Origin of the sequence: Mesorhizobium sp. M1338 (assembly GCF_040318045.1) — a bacterium.
Taxonomy (GTDB): Bacteria; Pseudomonadota; Alphaproteobacteria; order Rhizobiales; family Rhizobiaceae; genus Mesorhizobium.
In genome coordinates this window covers 1-18,495 of record NZ_JAMYLL010000075.1, presented here as the reverse complement: position 1 = coordinate 18,495, position 18,495 = coordinate 1, and the positions used below count along the sequence as shown (strand labels likewise).

The 18,495-nt window shown below is 58.9% G+C and carries 11 protein-coding genes; 9 read left to right on the top strand and 2 right to left on the bottom strand.

All coding sequences use genetic code 11. From position 1 onward, the window contains the following. Positions 1-807 (top strand): type II toxin-antitoxin system HipA family toxin (locus NKH19_RS31295; RefSeq protein ID WP_352983591.1); only part of this gene is annotated, 807 nt, incomplete at its 5' end. A gap of 91 nt (positions 808-898) precedes the next feature. On the opposite strand, the gene NKH19_RS31290 is transcribed toward NKH19_RS31295, so the two are convergent. Both NKH19_RS31290 and NKH19_RS31285 read right to left on the bottom strand, forming a co-directional pair. Further along, the gene (locus NKH19_RS31290; RefSeq protein ID WP_352983588.1) at positions 899-1,396 is read right to left on the bottom strand and encodes a PIN domain-containing protein; all 498 of its coding nucleotides are present in this window, start codon (positions 1,394-1,396) and stop codon (positions 899-901) included. Beyond that, positions 1,396-3,891: an N-6 DNA methylase gene (locus NKH19_RS31285; RefSeq protein ID WP_352983585.1), complete on the bottom strand. Its 2,496-nt coding sequence runs from the start codon at positions 3,889-3,891 to the stop codon at positions 1,396-1,398. Before NKH19_RS31285 ends, NKH19_RS31290 begins: the two co-directional genes overlap by 1 nt. A 1,005-nt stretch (positions 3,892-4,896) precedes the next feature. Between NKH19_RS31285 and NKH19_RS31280 the strand changes: the two genes are divergently transcribed. From NKH19_RS31280 to NKH19_RS31240, 8 genes are all read left to right on the top strand, one after another. Continuing rightward, entirely contained in the window at positions 4,897-6,225 is a 1,329-nt protein-coding gene (locus NKH19_RS31280; protein WP_352983584.1) for an SIR2 family protein, read from the top strand. Then, positions 6,222-6,758, top strand: a complete 537-nt coding sequence (locus tag NKH19_RS31275; protein WP_352983582.1) for a hypothetical protein — start codon at positions 6,222-6,224, stop codon at positions 6,756-6,758. The genes NKH19_RS31280 and NKH19_RS31275 overlap by 4 nt, the downstream gene beginning before the upstream one ends. Next, positions 6,755-8,776 carry an AAA family ATPase gene (locus tag NKH19_RS31270; protein WP_352983579.1) on the top strand — a complete coding sequence of 674 codons (2,022 nt, stop codon included), beginning with the start codon at positions 6,755-6,757 and terminating at the stop codon, positions 8,774-8,776. The genes NKH19_RS31275 and NKH19_RS31270 overlap by 4 nt, the downstream gene beginning before the upstream one ends. A 48-nt stretch (positions 8,777-8,824) precedes the next feature. Continuing rightward, the gene (locus tag NKH19_RS31265; protein WP_352983577.1) at positions 8,825-11,104 is read left to right on the top strand and encodes a site-specific DNA-methyltransferase; all 2,280 of its coding nucleotides are present in this window, start codon (positions 8,825-8,827) and stop codon (positions 11,102-11,104) included. Continuing rightward, the gene (locus tag NKH19_RS31260; RefSeq protein WP_352983575.1) at positions 11,104-13,788 is read left to right on the top strand and encodes a DEAD/DEAH box helicase family protein; all 2,685 of its coding nucleotides are present in this window, start codon (positions 11,104-11,106) and stop codon (positions 13,786-13,788) included. Before NKH19_RS31265 ends, NKH19_RS31260 begins: the two co-directional genes overlap by 1 nt. Positions 13,789-14,251: 463 nt before the next feature. Further along, positions 14,252-14,821 carry a hypothetical protein gene (locus NKH19_RS31255; RefSeq protein WP_352983572.1) on the top strand — a complete coding sequence of 190 codons (570 nt, stop codon included), beginning with the start codon at positions 14,252-14,254 and terminating at the stop codon, positions 14,819-14,821. Positions 14,822-15,021: 200 nt separating this feature from the next. Then, positions 15,022-16,845 (top strand): UvrD-helicase domain-containing protein, encoded by a 1,824-nt coding sequence (locus tag NKH19_RS31250; protein WP_502911084.1) that lies wholly within the window; start codon positions 15,022-15,024, stop codon positions 16,843-16,845. Positions 16,846-18,132: 1,287 nt separating this feature from the next. Beyond that, positions 18,133-18,321: a hypothetical protein gene (locus NKH19_RS31240; RefSeq protein ID WP_352983571.1), complete on the top strand. Its 189-nt coding sequence runs from the start codon at positions 18,133-18,135 to the stop codon at positions 18,319-18,321. Positions 18,322-18,495: the final 174 nt, after the last annotated feature.

Below are 18,495 nucleotides of genomic sequence, written 5' to 3'. Positions count from 1 at the left end.
CCGTCGCCGCCAAACTGTCCCGACATTAGCGAAATCGCTGTCCGGGAATTAGCGGAACCCCTGTCCGGCTTTTGCGAAATGCGCAGCCTGCCAGGCCTTGCCGTTTTCCTCGACGTAGTCAGCTGCCTCGTCTTCACCGCCCATGGTGATGTATCCATCGCCGATCGAGTTGGCCTAACTGTCGCCCCAGTCAAGCTTGTCGATGCCGCCGGAAAAGATGTGTTGCTTATCCAACGCTTCGACCGGGCGCGTGGAGAGGAGGGCTGGCTTCGAAAGGGTATGGTCTCGGCGCTCACCCTTTTGGGCCTCGATGAACTCATGGCGCGCTATGCGAGCTATCAGGATCTGGCCGAGATCATCCGCTATCGCTTCGTGACACCGAGGGCGACACTGCACGAGCTGTTCGGCCGCCTGGTCTTCAACATCCTGAGCGGCAACACGGATGATCATGCCCGTAACCATGCCGCGTTCTGGAACTGGACGACGCTAACGCTGACGCCTGCCTACGACATCTGCCCTCAGGGTAGAGCTGGCAACGAAGCAGGTCAGGCCATGCTCGTTACCGGCGAGAACCGACAGAGCCGGTTAGCGGTCTGCATCGCTGCGGCTGCGCAGTTCCATCTAGACGAAGTGGAGGCTATCACCGTCATCGAGAAGCAGATCGAGATCGTTCAAGCACAGTGGGCGACAATCTGCGACGAAGCGGGGTTAAGTGACGTCGATCGCAATCTAATGTGGCGGCGACAATTCCTGAACCCTTTCGCCTTCGAGAGCGCACCCGACCGGCTTTCAAAAATGGTGGGGTAAGGAGTGGGGTAAGGAGAGCATTTTCGATGGTTGTCCAAGACGTCGAAGAGCTTGGCACGCAGGCCCAGTTGCTGAGATTAGTGTAAGGCCGCTACACGAGCTGGACGCGGAGCTCGGGCACGGCTGGTGCAATTACGCGCGTGAAGTCAGGGTCCGAGGTCACGACGACGAGATTGCGCTCTACGGCCTGAGCGGCGACCCACAGATCGTTTTCGTCGATCTGCAGCAATTGACCAGTCACCCGATCGGACCAGCCTTCGACCCAACGGGGAAGCCGCCGCTGGATATCGACACGTTGGAGCGCGACGCTCGACTTCACATATCCGAACGCCTCGGCAGTATGACGGCCGACCTCGGCCAACGGATGTTCCTCGGTTCGCTCGATACATGCTTCGATATGGGCAAGCGGCCGACCCGCAGCTCTTGAGAGAGCAAGGCCAAAACGCAATTCGCCGATCGTAATAGCCGAGACGAGCTGCGTCGCGTCGGGGTCGAAGGCGGCAATCGCGCCGCGAACCGCTAAGTGGTTCGGCCGACCGGCGTCGTAGAGGACGGACACGAGGTTGGTGTCGAGGAGGTATGTGTCCATCAGTGGATGTACTGCTTCAGCGTCTTTACCTCTTCTTCCGGCGCCGGCGTGAACGCCTCGAGCGCCCAAGCCCCTCGATTCCGCTCGACAAGTGGACCCAAATACTCATGCAACGGGATGTACGCCGTGAAGTGCTCAGGCAGCCATCCTTGGAATCGGTGGTCCACACGGCGCTCATGTTCATGACCGCGGAAGAACTCAAGCAAACGCCGCTCCAGGCGCGGAGGCAGGTCGTAAGCTCTCAGTACCTCCGCATCGATTTCGATCAAAAGCCCGTTCAGAATGTCGTCGCTCTCTGCGGCTCTCAACACTTCCGCACCTGCTACCTGGCACGCCGCGCGGTAGCGTTTCACCGCCTCAACCACTCGAACCAGAGTCATTTTGGGAATGGGAAGCGACTTCAGCAACTCGTTAGTAAAATGCTGATTGGTCGCACGCTCCGTCAAAAATGCGTTGGCAAGGGGCCCATTCAGGATGGCCTCCAGGGCCTCTAGTGGAAGCTTGTCGCTCGCCGGCCAAATTCCGAAGAACCCCTGAGAGGCAACAAGGCCGGAGTCGTCGGAAGCTGCCGCCATCCGCCAACGCCCCCTCGAAAGCCGAGCAACGTTAGTCAGAACCTTGGGTTGGTCCCACGGTCGACTGAGTGGCCCTGGGAACATCGCAGCTTCGGGGCTCATGTTGAGATAAACTAAGTTGCGCAGGCAATATTGCGCCAAGGAATCTGCCGGTTTGTACACTCCCGGCGCGAAACCTTTTCGGGCTGACTTCGAGATGCCGCTGCTCTGTTTCCACCACTTCAGCCCGCGATACACGTCAGCCATTTCGCCCAATCGCGGAAAGCGGTCAGTTACTTCCCACAGTTCGTCGAGCTCTCCAATCCACAGATCGCCCGAGTGAACTGTCTTGGTTCTGAGCCGCTCAGCGGTCAGTTTGCCAGTCGCCAAGAAGTCCACACGGTCGCGGTCGGAAACGACGCTCGACACTAGGCGTACTCGCCCCTGTCCAGCCTCAGCTCGCCGATCTCTGGCGATCAAGACAGCCGCTTCGAACCCTGCGCGCTGGAAAATGCGGTCTGGGAGCGAACTCAGCTCGATATGTTGATAACGGTCGGCGACAGTCTGCCGGAGCTCGGCATATTGCTGCTGCCGCAGAAAACCTTGCGGCAGCACGAACCCGATCCCTTCGGGCTCAGCGTCCAAAACGGTTCGAAGGACGGCCATTGGCTTGGAGAAGGACTTCGTCGCCATCTCCGGGTATTCGGAGCGCTCCTCCGCCTCGAAGTCCTCCCAGGGCGGATTGCACAGGACGATCTTCGCCGATCCGACTTGCTGCGCTAGTACTGTCGGCCTGAACAGGTCTTCGTTGGCGATCTTCCAGCCGTTTGCATTGGGATAGTCGGCCAGGATCAGTGACAGCGTTGCCACCTCGCAGGCGAATGCGTCGATCTCGGCGCCCCGGATGTGCGGCACGAGGAACGCGTGCCGCTCTTCAGCCGAGAGGCCCCCGGGCAGAAGGTCCCGTAGATGGCGCAAAGCCGCGACGAGAAATGCGCCCGCGCCGGTGAACGGTTCAAAGATGGTTAGCCCATCGAGGTCGAACTGACTCAGGTCTAGCCGACTGACAACATACTCGGCCACCTGCCGAGGAGTGCTGTGGGTACCGAAGCGCTTGCGTGTATCTTTCGTGACCAGCGTGTTCTCATAAACGAAGGCCAGGCTGTCTGAGGAGATATTCCGAAAACTGATCGCATTCAGGAGCGTTTGCCAAGCGGTCTCCGCCGATGGTTGCGGCACGCCGCTCAGGGGGTCGGACGGCAATCGCACGAGACTATAATAGCTCTCAATACCGTCCAAGACGTTGACCACCGGTGCCTCCCGCCACGTGGACGCTGCCGGATGCTCGCGATCGAGCAGGATCTTGGCTGCGAGCAGCCGGAACGTTGCGCGGAACACGGCCTCTTCTGTCTCGCCACGCAGGCCGGCCATGAGCTCGTCGACGACCCGGCGCAGCAGGCGATCGAGCTTGTCCTCGACTTCGTGTTCGATGGCCGGCAGAAGACCAAGGTCGACGAAATCGAGTTGATAGGCTGTCTGGGTCTGACCCAACGATTTCGCGCGATGTACGGCTTGCGGCCGCCAGTGCTCGGCGTTCCGAAGGAACAGCTCAGGGATAGCGTCTAGGCCCACCCGTTCGAGCAGTCGGGGGGCACCCAGCGCGGCGACACGCCAGACACCAACGTCCTGCTGCCCGATCGAAAACAGGATCGGCGCTCCAAGCGCCCGGCGCTCGAGCAGTGACTCCTCGTCCTCTTCTACGACCACTCCGAAGGCGGCAGATCGGTAGGATTCCGGAATCTGCGTAAACGCCGCTAGCTCAACACGACGTGACTCTCCAACCGCCGAGAGAACGTCAGCGAAGGTATAGTCGCGGATGATCGCCTCCGAAGCGTAACCTAGCTGCCGGAGTTCGGTCTCGATGGCGAGTAGGACGTTCATCGGCGTTTCCCTTCCGCACGTCGGTGCTCGGTGGACAAGCCTTCGCCTGATCCTCGGAGGCCTATCGCCGGGAAGAGGGGGAGTTGCGAGACCGGGTCGATAAGCCCGAATCCTTGCGAGAGCGCCTCCAAGTGACGATTTAGGCGGAGCAGAATCGCGTCCTCTTCCCCCGACAGTGGTGTCGTTCGCACAGTCAGCAGCTCGCATCGCGAGAGGCCGTAGATGGCGAGCGTTCCTCCCCAAAGTCCGGGGAACGAGGTGCCGTCCAGTAGCTTGCGCGCTGAGGCAAGAAGCTCACGATGAGCCTGAAGCTCGACGTGGAAGCGGGTTCTCAACACGACGGTGAGGCGAAGTACCAATAGGGTCTGCCAGGAGAACTTTGCTTCACTACCCCGTTTCTGTGCAGGTTCGTCCGGCTGAATCAGCCGTCGGCGAACGGTCCATTCCCGCAGTTGGTCGGAGGTCATCCCTGTGAGGGCAGGGACATCCCGTGATCTGACCAGCCGCACGGACTCCTCCAAGTATGGGCATGATGCCCGACGTAGAGAACGGGTATCATGCCCGACCTGTTCCGTAAAGTTCGACTGGTCGCCTCGAAGGAGCAGCGAAGCGCCATATGGCAGCGAGCCCAGATCGAAGTTCTATAGCCATGCTCCACGGCATCATGCTGAGAATCTTAATTGTTACCTTCGTTTTCGGGGATTCGGAAACGTCAGGTCCTGCACGTTTCTCGTGGCGTTTTGGACAGTCTGCAATGTCTCTCCGGATACTTGTGTTGCCATGAAACGCAATCTGTAGAGATGGCTGATGATCAGCAACCGAAGCTCATTTTGAGTCCTTCGTAATGCGCTGAAGCGGAGGCGGGTCTCCAGCATTCCAATCTCAGCACAAAATTGAACCAAACGGTTGCACGGACTATGGTATGGCTGGCTGCACCAAGATAAACGTATTCGCGCTCGCAACTCGCCAGCGGCGGTTGCGACATTCAGGTGGTGCGGGGGGAATGTGGTTCTTACGGATTTTGATGAAGGTGTCAGCCTTGCGCTTGACTCGCTTCTGGCGGAGAGGCTTGCCATATTCGCAGGTGCGGGCCTCTCGATGGCGGCGCCAAGTAATCTGCCGAGTGCGTGGACTCTCGCGCAGAAGGCGAAGGCGAAATACACTGCCCAATATGGCGGAGCCCGCCCGCCGCTCTCCAACAATATCGAGGAGCAAGCGGAATATTTTTTCCAGCGCGGCGAACTACCCACCGTATTTCTTGGAACATTGATCGATCGTAACGCGTTTGCCGGCCGCCCTAATGAGGGCCACTACGCGATCGCCGACCTTATGCTGGCCCACGCCTTGCAGACTGTGGTGACGACCAATGTAGATACACTTGTCGAGTCAGCGGGCGTCTTCCTCTATGGGCAGGTCGAGGTTGGTATTGACGGGCTTGCTGTGGCAGCCTTACCACCGGCGGCCACCCCAATGCTTAAGCTCCACGGTTGCAGGACGATTGATGTTGCGAACACAGTCTGGGCACCCGGGCAGCTGGCGCACAACCCGGTACAATCCCGCATCGCCAGTAGTACACCATGGCTTACCCAACGGCTACTGAACCGCGATCTGATCATAGTTGGTTACTGGACTGATTGGGACTATCTGAACGCCGTCCTGGCATCCACGCTGGACGCCGTTAATCCATCCAGGGTCATCGTTGTAGACACAGCAGACAGCGCCAGCTTTCAAGCAAAGGCGCCTGCCCTCCATGCGCTCGGCATGCGCGCCAGTGGCGGATTCCTGCATGTGAAGGAGTCGGGCGCCCGCTTTCTTGCCGCTCTGCGCCGAGGATATTCCAAGAGCTTCATCCGACAAGTGCTGCATGGCGGGGCGGCGGATTTCCAGCACTGCAAAGGTACAGATCCTGACCCGGCTTGGCTTGAGGCTCCTGATGTTGACAACGATCAACTCTGGCTGATGCGTCGCGACCTGCTTGGATGCGAGCCAAATGCGCCCGCCGACGCGCCTCGACCATCCAACGAACCTCTTGTTGGCCTGACAATGATCGAACTGCAGGCGGCTGGCGCCGTCGCGGAAGGGACCAACTGGAAGCTCGGCGGCAAAACCATTCGGGTGCTGCGCACGCCTAATCAGATGCTAGACAGGGTAGAGGCTACATTCGAAAAGGATGTGGCGCCGGTGGTCGCGCCCGACATTGTAGTGGCCGTGGGAGCGGAGTCGCGGGCTCTGCCAGCAAGCTTCGCCCGAGGCAGCGCAACCGCCAGCATTGCGAGAGGATCGGGTAGCATGTGGATGACCCACGCCGATGCGGTGAAGGAACTCGGACTGTGACAGATTTGATCGAAGAAGCTGCCCGCCTCCTCCAGGACGCCGGCTTCGAGATACAGCCGGTCGACATTGACGGACTTTCTGCGCGCGTCCTCGAGAACGACACGCTGCTGGGATTTGTTCTCGTCTATGACACGGCCGGTGACCTCCTCGCGCGCTGGTCGGGCGACACTGATCGCCTTGTCGCGCAGCGCCAGTTCCAGCTTCGCGCTGCGGGCACCAAGGCCTGGAACAGCTATGTTCTGCTGCTCGCCCGCGACCGGGCCAATTATGCCGAGGCTATCGCGCTTAGCTCGATCGAGGAGGATTTGTCCGGACTGCGCAAGATTGCACGGTCTGGCTGCGAGCACGGTTCCGACATACTGCGAGCTCTCCTCCCACTGATGCCGCTGCAGTCGACGCCCGTCCTCGATGCTGTAGATAGCAAGGAAGAGATTCGCCAGCGGACCACAGAGCTTGCCCAGACGGTCGTTGAGGCTTTTCTGTCGGCTGCCGACCCGCACATCGTGTTCCAGCTGCTGGAGAAAGAGCCATGAAGGTCGACTATGTCGCGGCGAGCGGGTTTCGCGGTTATCGCGATCCCGTGAGGATCGATTTCGCTTCCGGCTTTACCGTCATCGATGGCCGCAATGGCGTCGGCAAGAGTACGATCTTCGACGCGGTCGAATTTGCGCTGACCGGTGGGCTCAGCAAATATAAGGGCGCAACCGCAGCGGGACAGAGCGTCGCCGACTATTTTTGGTGGATCGGTGAGGGTGACGCGCCCAAGGAACGCTATGTCGAAGTCGGGTTCTCCGGGAGCGGTGGGACGTTCAAGGTTCGCCGCACGCCACTCGACGCGAGCGACGTCACGATATCGCCCGACATTGTGAAGGCGCTGGCGCATCCGGAGCTTGCCCCTAAGGCGCCGCTGGAGCAGCTGTGCGCTACGGCGATTATTCGCGACGAGCATATTGCCGGCCTCAGCCTCGACCTGAAGGAGACCGAGCGCTACGCACTGCTTCGTCAGGCGATCGGCGCGAATGATGCCGACAGCTGGATCGCTCGCGCGCTGGACATCTCGACGCTGGCGAAGCGTCGGAGCGAGGCGGCGCAAGGGGAGGTCAACACGCTGACAGCGGAATTAGCGGCGACTGCGCGGCGGCTTGATGAGCTTCGGTCATCGCTTGCCTCGGACAGCGCGATCGCTGAGGCGACCACCCGGCTCCGGCTATTTGCCGATACGACAGGGACCCCGGACAGCCTAACCGGGGCGGTTCGCCATCGTATGGCTGCAGTAGACTATGAGCTGGGAGAACTCTCCTCATTGCGTGACCGTCTAAACCAATTCGGGAGCGCGCGTGCCTCGCTTCCTATCCTCTATAGGGAATTGTCGTCGGTTCAGCGCGCGTGTGATGAGGCCGAGCGCTCGCTCGCTGCCATCGTCGAAGTTGATGCCGAAGAGACATCGGGGGACCTCGCCCGTCGGGCGCGCGACCTTGTCTCTCTAATCGCTGCAGGCCGCAACCTTGGACTGATAGAGCATCACTGCCCACTATGTTCGGCCTCGCACACTGAGCAAAGCTTCCAGACAGGGAGCGCTGAAGCCGAAGCCGCGGCCGGAAGGATCGACGAAATCGCGACCGCGATCGCGCAGCGTGAGGAGCAGCACCGGGCGGCGGCCAAAGCGCTTTCTGAACAGAAGCAGCGGCAAAGCAATGTTGCCGCCCAGATCGCGGCGCAGGAAGCGGTGATCCACCAGGTCGAAGAGCAATGCCGCGCACTTGGTATCGAAGGCGATCCGAGCGTAGAGGACATTGATCGCCGCGCGGCCCTACTTGGTGTGTCGCTTGAAAACGCGCAACGGGGTTTGCGGATATTGGACACTCTGCGCCTCAATAGCGAACTGGCTAAGGCGATGCAGGCTGAACAGGTCGCCAAGGAGCGCCTGGCGCGTGGTCAGGAGCGCTTTGGTCGAGCGCGCAAGGCTGAGGCAACGGCTGCGGCATTGCATGATGCGACCCGCCGGGCCGCGGCCGAGACACTTGACTTACGCCTTGACCGTGTCCTCCCACTAATGGCCGAGCTCTATCAGCGTCTAAAACCTCATCCGGTATGGCAGGATATTGAGTATGCGATCCGAGGCGACGTGCGACGGTTCCTGAGCTTGAAGGTGGGCGACGGTCTCAATCCCCAATTCCTCTTTTCCAGCGGCCAGAGACGGGCGACGGGCTTGGCCTTTCTCCTGTCGATCAATCTCTCGCTAGCCTGGAGCCGGTGGCAGACGGTGCTGTTGGACGATCCGGTGCAGCACGTCGATGATTTCCGGACGGTCCATCTGGCAGAAGTGCTGGCGCAGCTGGTCGAGGACGGTCGGCAGATCATCTGCGCGGTGGAGGATCCCGCGCTTGCCGACCTGATGTGCCGCCGCTTGCCGGTCAAAACCGCAGCGTCGGGGCGAAGGATAACATTGGGGCCGGGCGCGGATGGCGCGTTGAGCGTTCGCAGCTCAACCTGGCTCAAGCCTCTTCCCACACGGGCCTTTGCGGAAGTTCCGCAAAGCCGTACCGGATGAGGCTTTGTTGGCAAACCGAAGACTATCTAGTGGAGTGGGCAGGGAAAAATGGCGCGGCTAACCGAGCAGGAACAACAGGACATCATTCGGTTCATCGAGGCCGACAAGCCCTTGCCGGAGAAATATCGTTTCCTGCTTTTCGATGACAAGCGAGAGGTCGAACTTGTTTGGAATGGCAAAACGAACGAGGTCTGCAACATCGTTCTGCCCTTTCAGACCATCGAACAGGTGGACGAGCCGCGCGCCGAGAAGCCGGAAGATACGGCAGCGCAACAAGACCTATTTTCGACCGATAGCCGAGGTCGGCAGCTCAGAGGCTGGAACAACAAGCTCATTTGGGGCGACAACAAGCTCATTCTCTCATCGCTGAAAAACGGGCCATTGCGCGAGGAAATCGAGCGCCAGGGCGGCCTGAAGCTAATTTACATCGACCCACCCTTCGACATGGGGGCCGATTTTTCAATGGACATTGAAATCGGTGACGATACCTTTACAAAGAAACCAAATATTTTGGAAGAAATAGCCTATCGGGATACGTGGGGTCGCGGTTCCGATAGCTTCATAAGCATGATTTACGAACGACTCGTGCTGATGCGTGACCTCATGCATGAGCATGGCTCAATTTACCTGCATTGCGATTGGCGGCTAGCAGGCTATATGCGGCTCGCGATGGATGAGATATTCGGTAAGCAAAGTTTTGTGAATGAAATTATTTGGAAGAGAACTACAACAAAGAATGACTACATGCAGGGTGCATTTAATTGGCCACGCATTCACGAAACTATGTTTTACTATCGTAAAAATCCACAGTCACGACCGACGTTTAACCAGCCGTTCGCGGAATATGACACTGAATACATGAAGTCGAAGTATCCTCATGTAGACCAAAATGGCCGTAGATTTGGACTGTGGGATGTCACGGCACCCGGCTCAGGAACTCGTGGACATCCAAGATATGATCTTCTCGGGGTCACTAGGTTCTGGCGCTACAGCAAAGAGAAGATGGACATTTTGGTCGCTGAGGGCCGCATTGTACAACCAAGTAGTGGCGCGGTGCCGCGGTACAAACGCTATTTGGACGAAATGCCGGGGATAGCGGTTGGCGACGTATTTTCCGACATATCACCAGCGAATTCGCAGGCCGATGAACGGGTCGACTATCCAACACAAAAACCAGAAGCTCTTTTGGAGCGGATCGTTGCCGCTGGCAGCAACGAGGGTGATTTGATAGCGGACTTCTTTTGTGGTTCAGGCACGACCGCAGCCGTGGCTGAGAAGTTAAATCGCAAGTGGATCGCTAGCGATTTGGGTAAATTTGCTGTTCATACAACGCGCAAGCGCATGATTGGCGTGCAACGAGGGCTGAAGGCTGACGGCAAGAACTATCGTGCCTTCGAAATCCTCAATCTCGGCAAGTACGAGCGCCAGCATTATGTCGGTGTGAACCCGAACTTGCGTGAGGAACAGCGCCAGAAACAACTTGAGGAAAAAGAAGCGGCATTCCTTGACCTCATTCTGCGGGCCTATCGTGCCGAGCGGACGGACGGTTTTGCCAGTTTTCACGGCAAGAGGGCCGGGCGGCTTGTCGCCGTCGGGCCGGTCAACATGCCGGTGTCGCGGTTATTCGTCGAGGAAATTATCCTCGAATGCCGAAAGAAGCATATCACCAAGGTCGATATTCTCGGATTCGAGTTTGAAATGGGCCTGTTCCCGAACGTCCTGGACGAGGCGCGCGGCAAGGGCATCGACATCGCGCCGAAATACATTCCGGCGGATGTTTTCGACAAGCGGGCCGTGGAGAAAAATCAGGTCGTATTCCACGACGTGTCGTTCATCGAGGTGAGGCCGCACGTCAAAGGCGGTAGTGTCGCGGTCGAACTGACCGATTTTTCCGTGTTCTATTCCCAAGATTCCATCGCCAACGCCGAAGCTACCCTCAAGGACAAGGGCAGCAGGATCGTCGTCGAGAAGGGCCAGATCGTTAAGGTCAGCAAGGACAAGGACGGCATCGTCACCCGCGAAACGCTGACCCAGAATTGGGCCGATTGGATTGATTACTGGTCCGTGGACTTCGATTTCGAAAACAAGCGGGAGATCATCCGTACCCAGAATCCCGACACCAGGGACTGGGAGGAAGCGTGGACCGGCGACTATATTTTCGAGAATGAATGGCAGTCCTTCCGCACCAAGAAGGATCGCAAGCTTGAACTGACAAGTGTCTTCCACGAATGCCCGGCCGGGCGGCGCAAGATCGCCGTCAAGGTCGTGGACATCTTCGGCAACGACACCATGACGATTGCCGAAGTGACCGTGGGAGCGAAGAAATAATGGCGCTGCATCCCGATTTCCCGAACGATCCCCACGCCATTCTCGACCCCTCAATCCGGTGGTTTCCGGCCGACGAGACTTTGCGTGAGACCAGCATGGACAAGCTCATGCCGCCGCTGGTGGCGGTATTGCGCCAGAAGGTGAAGGACTTTCGAAACGGTGGCTACGTCGGCGCATCCGCCACCAGCCGGAGCCTGCTTAACTGGTGGTTCAAGACGCCACATCTAGTTCCGCAGGCTGACGGCAATATGGCCGAGTTTCAATATTTTTTCGCCCAAAGGGAAGCCCTTGAATCGATTGTGTATCTCTATGACGTTGCCGGGGTGACCGACAAATTCGACCTGATGCGCTTTGACAGCAGCGGGGTCGTGTCCGCGAGCATGTTCGATGAGACATGGCGGCGCTTCGTCGTCAAAATGGCGACCGGCGCTGGCAAGACTAAGGTTCTTAGCCTGGCACTGGCTTGGAGTTTCTACCACAAGCTCTACGAGCCGGATTCGAAGCTCGCCCGAAACTTCCTGGTGATTGCGCCCAACATCATTGTGCTGGATCGCATCTACAAGGATTTTCAGGGGCTGCGGCTGTTTTTCGACGATCCGGTCATCCCCGACAACGGATATGATGGCCGTAACTGGCGTGACGATTTCCAGTTGACGCTCCATGTGCAGGACGAGGTGCGCATCACGCAGCCGACCGGCAATATCTTTCTCACTAACATTCACCGGATTTACGCGGGAGAGGACATTCCCTCATCGCCCGACGACGACAACACGATGGATTATTTTCTGGGCACCCGGCCCAAGGGCGCTACTACGGATTCCAAGGTGGACCTTGGCATGATCGTCCGCGACATCGACGAACTGTTGGTGCTGAACGACGAAGCTCATCATATTCATGACTCGCGCCTTGCTTGGTTCAAGTCGATTGAGGATATCCACAACCGGCTCCTGCAAAAGGGAGCCGCACTGTCCTTGCAGGTCGATGTGACGGCGACGCCGAAGCACAGCAACGGCGCGATTTTCGTGCAGACCGTGGCAGACTATCCGCTGGTCGAGGCCATTTCGCAGAACGTCGTCAAGCACCCCGTACTACCGGACGCGGCAAGCCGAACCAAACTTTCAGAGCGCCAGAGCGCAAAATATACCGAGAAATACGCTGATTATATCGACCTGGGCGTGATCGAATGGCGAAAGGCGTATGCCGAACACGAGAAACTTGGCAAGAAAGCCATCCTGTTCATCATGACGGATGACACCCGCAACTGCGACGACGTTGCGGACTATCTACGCGGCCACTACGCGGAGTTGGCTGGCGACGCAACGCTGGTCATCCACACCAAGAACAACGGCGAAATCTCGGAATCTGCTTCTGGCAAGGCCAAGGAGGAGCTGGAGGCGCTACGCAAGCAAGCGAACGAGATCGACGATCCAGCCAGCCCCTGCAAGGCCATCGTGTCGGTCCTAATGCTGAAAGAAGGCTGGGACGTGCGCAACGTCACGACCATTGTCGGCCTGCGCTCCTATGCTGCCAAGAGTAACATCCTCCCTGAGCAGACTTTGGGACGCGGCCTGCGCAAAATGTATCCCGGCGGCATCGAGGAATATGTCAGCGTCGTCGGCACCGACGCCTTCATGGAATTTGTCGAGTCAATCCAAGCGGAGGGCGTTGAGCTTGAGCGCAAGGCGATGGGCGAGGGAACCAAGCCCAAGACCCCGCTTGTCATTGAGATAGATAACGAAAACGACAAGAAAGACATCGACGCCCTCGACATTGAAATCCCGGTGATGACGCCGCGTATTTACCGCGAATACAAGTCCCTAGGCGATCTCGACATAACCGCCTTCGGCCATATGCATGTCCCCTACCGTACGTTCAGCGAGGAAGAACAGCGCGAGATTGTCTTCAAGGACATCACGACTGGGGCGGTGACGCACACCACCATCCTCGACACAGCCGGGATTGCCGACTACCGCAGCGTTCTGGGGTATTTTACCCAGACCGTGATGAAGGACTTGCGGTTGATCAGCGGCTACGACGTGCTTTACGGGAAGGTCAAAACCTTCGTGCAATCCGAATTGTTCGACCGCACGGTCGATCTAGACAGCCCGAACACCATGCGGAATCTGTCCGAACTGGCTGCGACGAAAACAATGATCGAGAACTTCAAGAAAGCCATCAATGCCCTGACCGTGAAGGACAAGGGCGATGCTGAAATCCGTGACACCATCAAACTGCGGCAGACTCGCCCCTTCGTCACCAAGGAGCAGGGCTATCTAGTGCCGAAGAAAAGCGTCTTCAACCGGATTATCGGCGACAGCCACCTGGAACTAGTTTTCGCTGGGTTCCTTGATTCCTGCGCCGATGTCGTATCTTACGCAAAGAACTATTTTGCCGTGAATTTCAAGCTCGATTACATCAACGCCGACGGCAACATTTCCAACTACTACCCTGACTTCCTGGTGAAGCTGGCCGACAAGCGCATCGTCATTGTCGAAACCAAGGGTCTGGAAGACCTGGACGTGCCGTTGAAGATGGAACGGCTAAGACAATGGTGCGAGGACATCAATCGGGTGCAGTCCGACGTGGCTTACGATTTTGTTTATGTTGACGGGGAGAGTTTCGGAAAATACGGCCCGAAGTCGTTCAAGCAACTGACGGACGGGTTCAGGGAATACAAATCATAGCGACGCGCATGAACAGCGGTAGGATGCCCGCATGAGTGACCGCAGCGATCTCGGCCGCGAATTCCGCCTCCGTAATAGGCTGGAAGGCGGCGCACGGCATTTCCAAGACGAGGAGTTTGTTGGGCCTCAACGAAAGTTCATCGATGCCGCCTACAAGGCAGTCGGCGCCAAGCCACCTCCTGGAACAAGGCGGAAGTCTGTGCCGATCTGCTCGCGCGCCTCGATCGAGCCGGATAGAATTCTCTTCGATGGCGTCCTCCTAGGGCCGCGAGCCGCCGAGGTGCCGGCGGAACAGCTCACTGGCTGGCCAATGCCAGGATGACTCGAGATCGCAGGACAGACCTGTGGTCGCGACAGCGTCTCCGCGAACATTCATTTCGATTGAACGCGATGGTTTGGAACATCACAATATGTTGATGATAATCAGTTCCTTGGGAGCCCAGTTTTACCGGACATATGGAATGTGAGTAAATTGCTATCTGGCCGTGCGCGCACATACCGCCCTGGTTTCCTTGCGCGGATGTTTCCTTCCGGAAAATGGAAGCTGACCCTGGACCCCAAGCTGTCCGGGCGCATTGGGCTGAGTCAAGGTGGCGATGTTGATCTCAGCTGCCTCGATATCGTGTCGATTTCGACCAGCAAAGCGCTGCTGTGGCATACCGTCGGCATCCGCGCACGCGGCAGGACGGACAATTTGTCGGGTATGTCGGGGGACGCGTCCGAGCAACTGGCCGCAGACGTTCATGCGTTCGTCAACACCCACCTCTTCGACCTCATCGGCACAGAGACGGATCATTTGCTCGATGTCGATGCCAGGCTTCGGGAGATCACCGAAGGCAGCAGACAATATCTCGCGCAGGCAGATCTCGGCCGGGCCATCGCCAGCGTGCCCGGCAGCGTTGCTGCCGCACTTTCTCACCCGCTTCTGGATCCACAATTGATGCCGACCGGGCTCAAGGCCTCCCTGCCGGCTTCGTTCCGCCCTGGAGTGCCGCGTCACGACGTTTCACGCGCTTGGACGGGGCATCATTAAGGAGGTCGAAGGACGTCCGCCCCGGCTTGCCAACTGGGTGGATCATCCCGCCGGCGAAGCCAGGGTCATTGAAGAGATCATCCAGAGCCTTGTCGAGACCAATCCGGAATTCGCGCAATTGTGGTGCGACCTGCTCGTGGTGCATCCCAAGGGGGACATCCCGGCCGAGGTTTTCGACACCGAGGCTGACTACCGTCGCTATGTCTTCGGATCGGCTCAGGAAGGGCGAAGCCACGATCGGCTCGCTTGCCGGAGTGATCGTCAAATCGCTGCAGGAGCAGAAGATCGTCAACTGGCTGTGGCTGCATTCCGTCGCATTCGAATACGAGCGGCAGCTTGCGGTTGAGGAGGATGACGGCACGGTTCGCCATCTGAATCCCGATTTCTACTATCCGCTGACCGACACGGTGCATGAGCATTTCGCGCTCAACGCCGATGGGACGTCACCCTTTGCGGATTATGTCCAGCACGCCGAGAGAAAATGTCAGGCCTATCGCCGCAAAGAGATCGATTTCTTCGAGACGACTTCAGCCCAGGCCAGCGACGAGACCCTCCTCAGCACACTCGAGGCAGAACTGGCCCGGCGCGCGGTTCCGTTGGAGCGCAAGAGCTATGCCGAGATCACCGAGGCGATCGAGCCTGTGGTCATCAAGCACTATCACAAGCTCATATCCACCTGCATCAAGCATATTCGCGCCAGCCATCTGACGCTCGATATGCTGCTCGAGCGCGCCAAGACCCTGCACGACAAGCAGCGCGCGAAGCTCTATGCCCGCGTCGTGTGGATGATCACGAAGGGCTATTCGCAAAAACTCGAAGAATCCCGGCGGATCGACTTCGATTCAATGATCGCCGATGCGGTCCGGCTGGTCGAGACCGGGCAATATCAGAGTCCCTATTCCCTGATCCTCGTCGACGAGTTTCAGGACATTTCCGAGCCGCGCGCCAACCTCATCAAGGCGCTCAAGCAGCAGACGGCGTTCACCAAAGTGTTCGCAGTCGGAGACGACTGGCAGTCGATCTATGGCTTTGCCGGATCGGACATCACGATCTTCACGCAGTTCGAGGCCAATTTTGGGGCAAGCTGGCAGGGACGCCTGGAACAGACGTATCGCTGCAATCAGCTTATTGCCGAGACGGCCGCGACATTCGTCCAGCGTAATCCCGAACAGATCACGAAATCGGTTCGTTCGACACGGCCTGCGGTTCCGCGGTCGATTCGGGTCATTCCCATTGATGACGAACGCGGCAGGCCTGAATTCGCCCAGGCTTGCCATCGCCTGCTCGAACGGCTCGACATCGCCCTGGGGAGCATCGCCGAGCAGTGGCGCAGCGAACCAGACGCAAAACTCAAAGTGCTGGTTCTATGGCGGTACAATCTGCTCGATCCGTTCGGCGGGATCCCACCCTCCTTCGCCAATATCGAGGTGTCGGGCCAGTCCTTTCATCGGGCCAAAGGGCTTGAGGCGGACTACACGGTTCTGCTTGATGTGAGTGAAGGCGATTATGGCGTGCCGAGCCGCATTGAGGACGATGAACTGCTCAACCTGGTCATTCCTCAGCCTGAAACCTTCGCCTATGCTGAAGAACGACGCCTGTTCTACGTCGCACTCACGCGCGCCAGCCGGGGCGTATATCTCATCACCAACGTCCGCCAGCCGTCCCGCTATATCCGGGAACTTTGCGAGATAGCCGGGATGAGGTGCGCTACGAGACGATCGAAGGCGCTGCCTTGCGTCAATGCCCCGTTTGTCTGGTGGGCCAAATGGTCGAGAAGCGCAACAGGAACGCGACGGTGTTTCACGGATGCAATCAGTTCCCTGATTGCAGGCACAGCGAAGATGCCCCGACGCAAGCAACGACGCACCTACATAGGGGCGCCTGAGTCAGGGAGAACGGCTCGCGCAGTTGCAGTTGGGCAAACAATCATTACTCGGTTGGCCGGTTCTCTTTCGGACGCCTCCCGCCTCGTCGCGCAAGTGCTAAGTTTGCAGCGGGCGTCACTGCTCGCTGAAATCGCGTAGAAAGCTTTCGCAAGTATCAGACGCAAAAGTCAGGCTTAAAGTCTGGAACTTTTCGACGTATTCAGCTCCAAAGTCACTTTCAGGTCCAGCGACGTACGCACTGGGCCAAGACGTAGTCTTCCAAGAGCCGATTTGCCAGGTTAGGGTTTGCAGGGGGCGCGAACAACTGGATGAACGAGCGGCATGATGCTGGAAAACTGCGGGGCTGTTGGGGGGGTACCCCGACCGTCGGTAGGAACCACCCTGGTATAAGGTTCCTGAAGGGCAAGCGCTTCGCCGACCTGGCGCAGCTACATGACTTGTCGACATCGAGGGTGCGCCGACTCATAGAGAGGGCCGATCGGCTGGTGGGCGGCGGCATCCTGACCGCGCCTAAACCGTCCAAGGCCTCGCCTCGAACCGAATTGATGGTCGACTATGCGTATGTGTGGAACCTGGCCCAGATGCACGGGCTGGGCAGCGTCACGCCGCGTCATTTTCTTTAAGGAGTTGGAACGCGCGGGATCGCTGGAGCAGCTGGTCGACAGATAAGGCGGTTGCCGAGTCGCGCACGAAGAACGCGTGAGCTGGCGCGCCTGGTTTGGCTAAAGGAGGGGGCGAGAGCCCATGGCCTGAATGAAGCATCAAACATTGCTGTCGTGCAACCAAGCTGCCCGGTCGACCATCAGGACGCGGCCTCCAATGCCAGTTCGCCTGGAGCCGGCCCTCCAGCAATTGGTTCGGCACTCGGCGGATCCGGCTGGACTAAGGACGAGATAGCCTCCGCGCTCCTCGAGGGGCAGCTACCGAGCGAAGCGTGATTTGATCGGGATACAGCGACCTGGAAGGCGGCTTCTGCAGCTCCTTCACCGCCAACCCTAGGCGACAACTTATCGGCGGTCAGCCCGATCAGGCTTGATGGGCTTCTCGTATTCTCGTCGGTCAGGGTGTTGCCCGGATGCGGTTCTTTGTGCGGACGCCACCATCGTGGCGGGATCGTCGGAACAGGAAGAACGGTTTTTTCGCCTAAACCTTGACGAAGCCAGCATAAGTCAGCCGCAAGTGCCGCAGGCATGAATCCGCGAGGTTTCGTGGCGAGTGACTTGCTCCTGTGCAGAGCCCATTTCCCGCTCTTTCGGCTTAATTCCCTTGTTCCAGCCCGGACCTTGCCGATCAACCCGCTTCGGGTCGGACTACGCAAGCGTGCCGTCACTCAAGGCTTCGCCATCGCGATGATCGCGGTCCGGGCTGGGCCCGACGGGCGCCTGTCGAGCGGGGAATGGTCCTCGCGACCAAGGAGCCAAACAAATGTCGCACGAACTCAGCCTCGCTCAGAGCCACGCCTGGAACCTCGCTCGTACCCTGATGACGCCGGTCACCCTGTTCAGGGTCGATGACAACGAATACGGCGTTCTTCCTGCCGACGACCTCGACGGCCACGAAGTCGACGCGATCGGCGAATACTGCCCATACACAGGCGGGCGGCCGGTTCATTGAACCGGTCCCCCCGGCCGGGGGGGGGGGGGGGGGGGGGGGGGGGGGGGGGGGGGGGGGGGGGGGGGGGGGGGGGGGGGGGGGGGGGGCGCGCGGGGGGCGGGGGGGGGGGGGGGGGGGGGGGGGGGGGGGGGGGGGGGGGGGGGGGGGGGGGGGGGGGGGGGGCGGGGGGGGGCG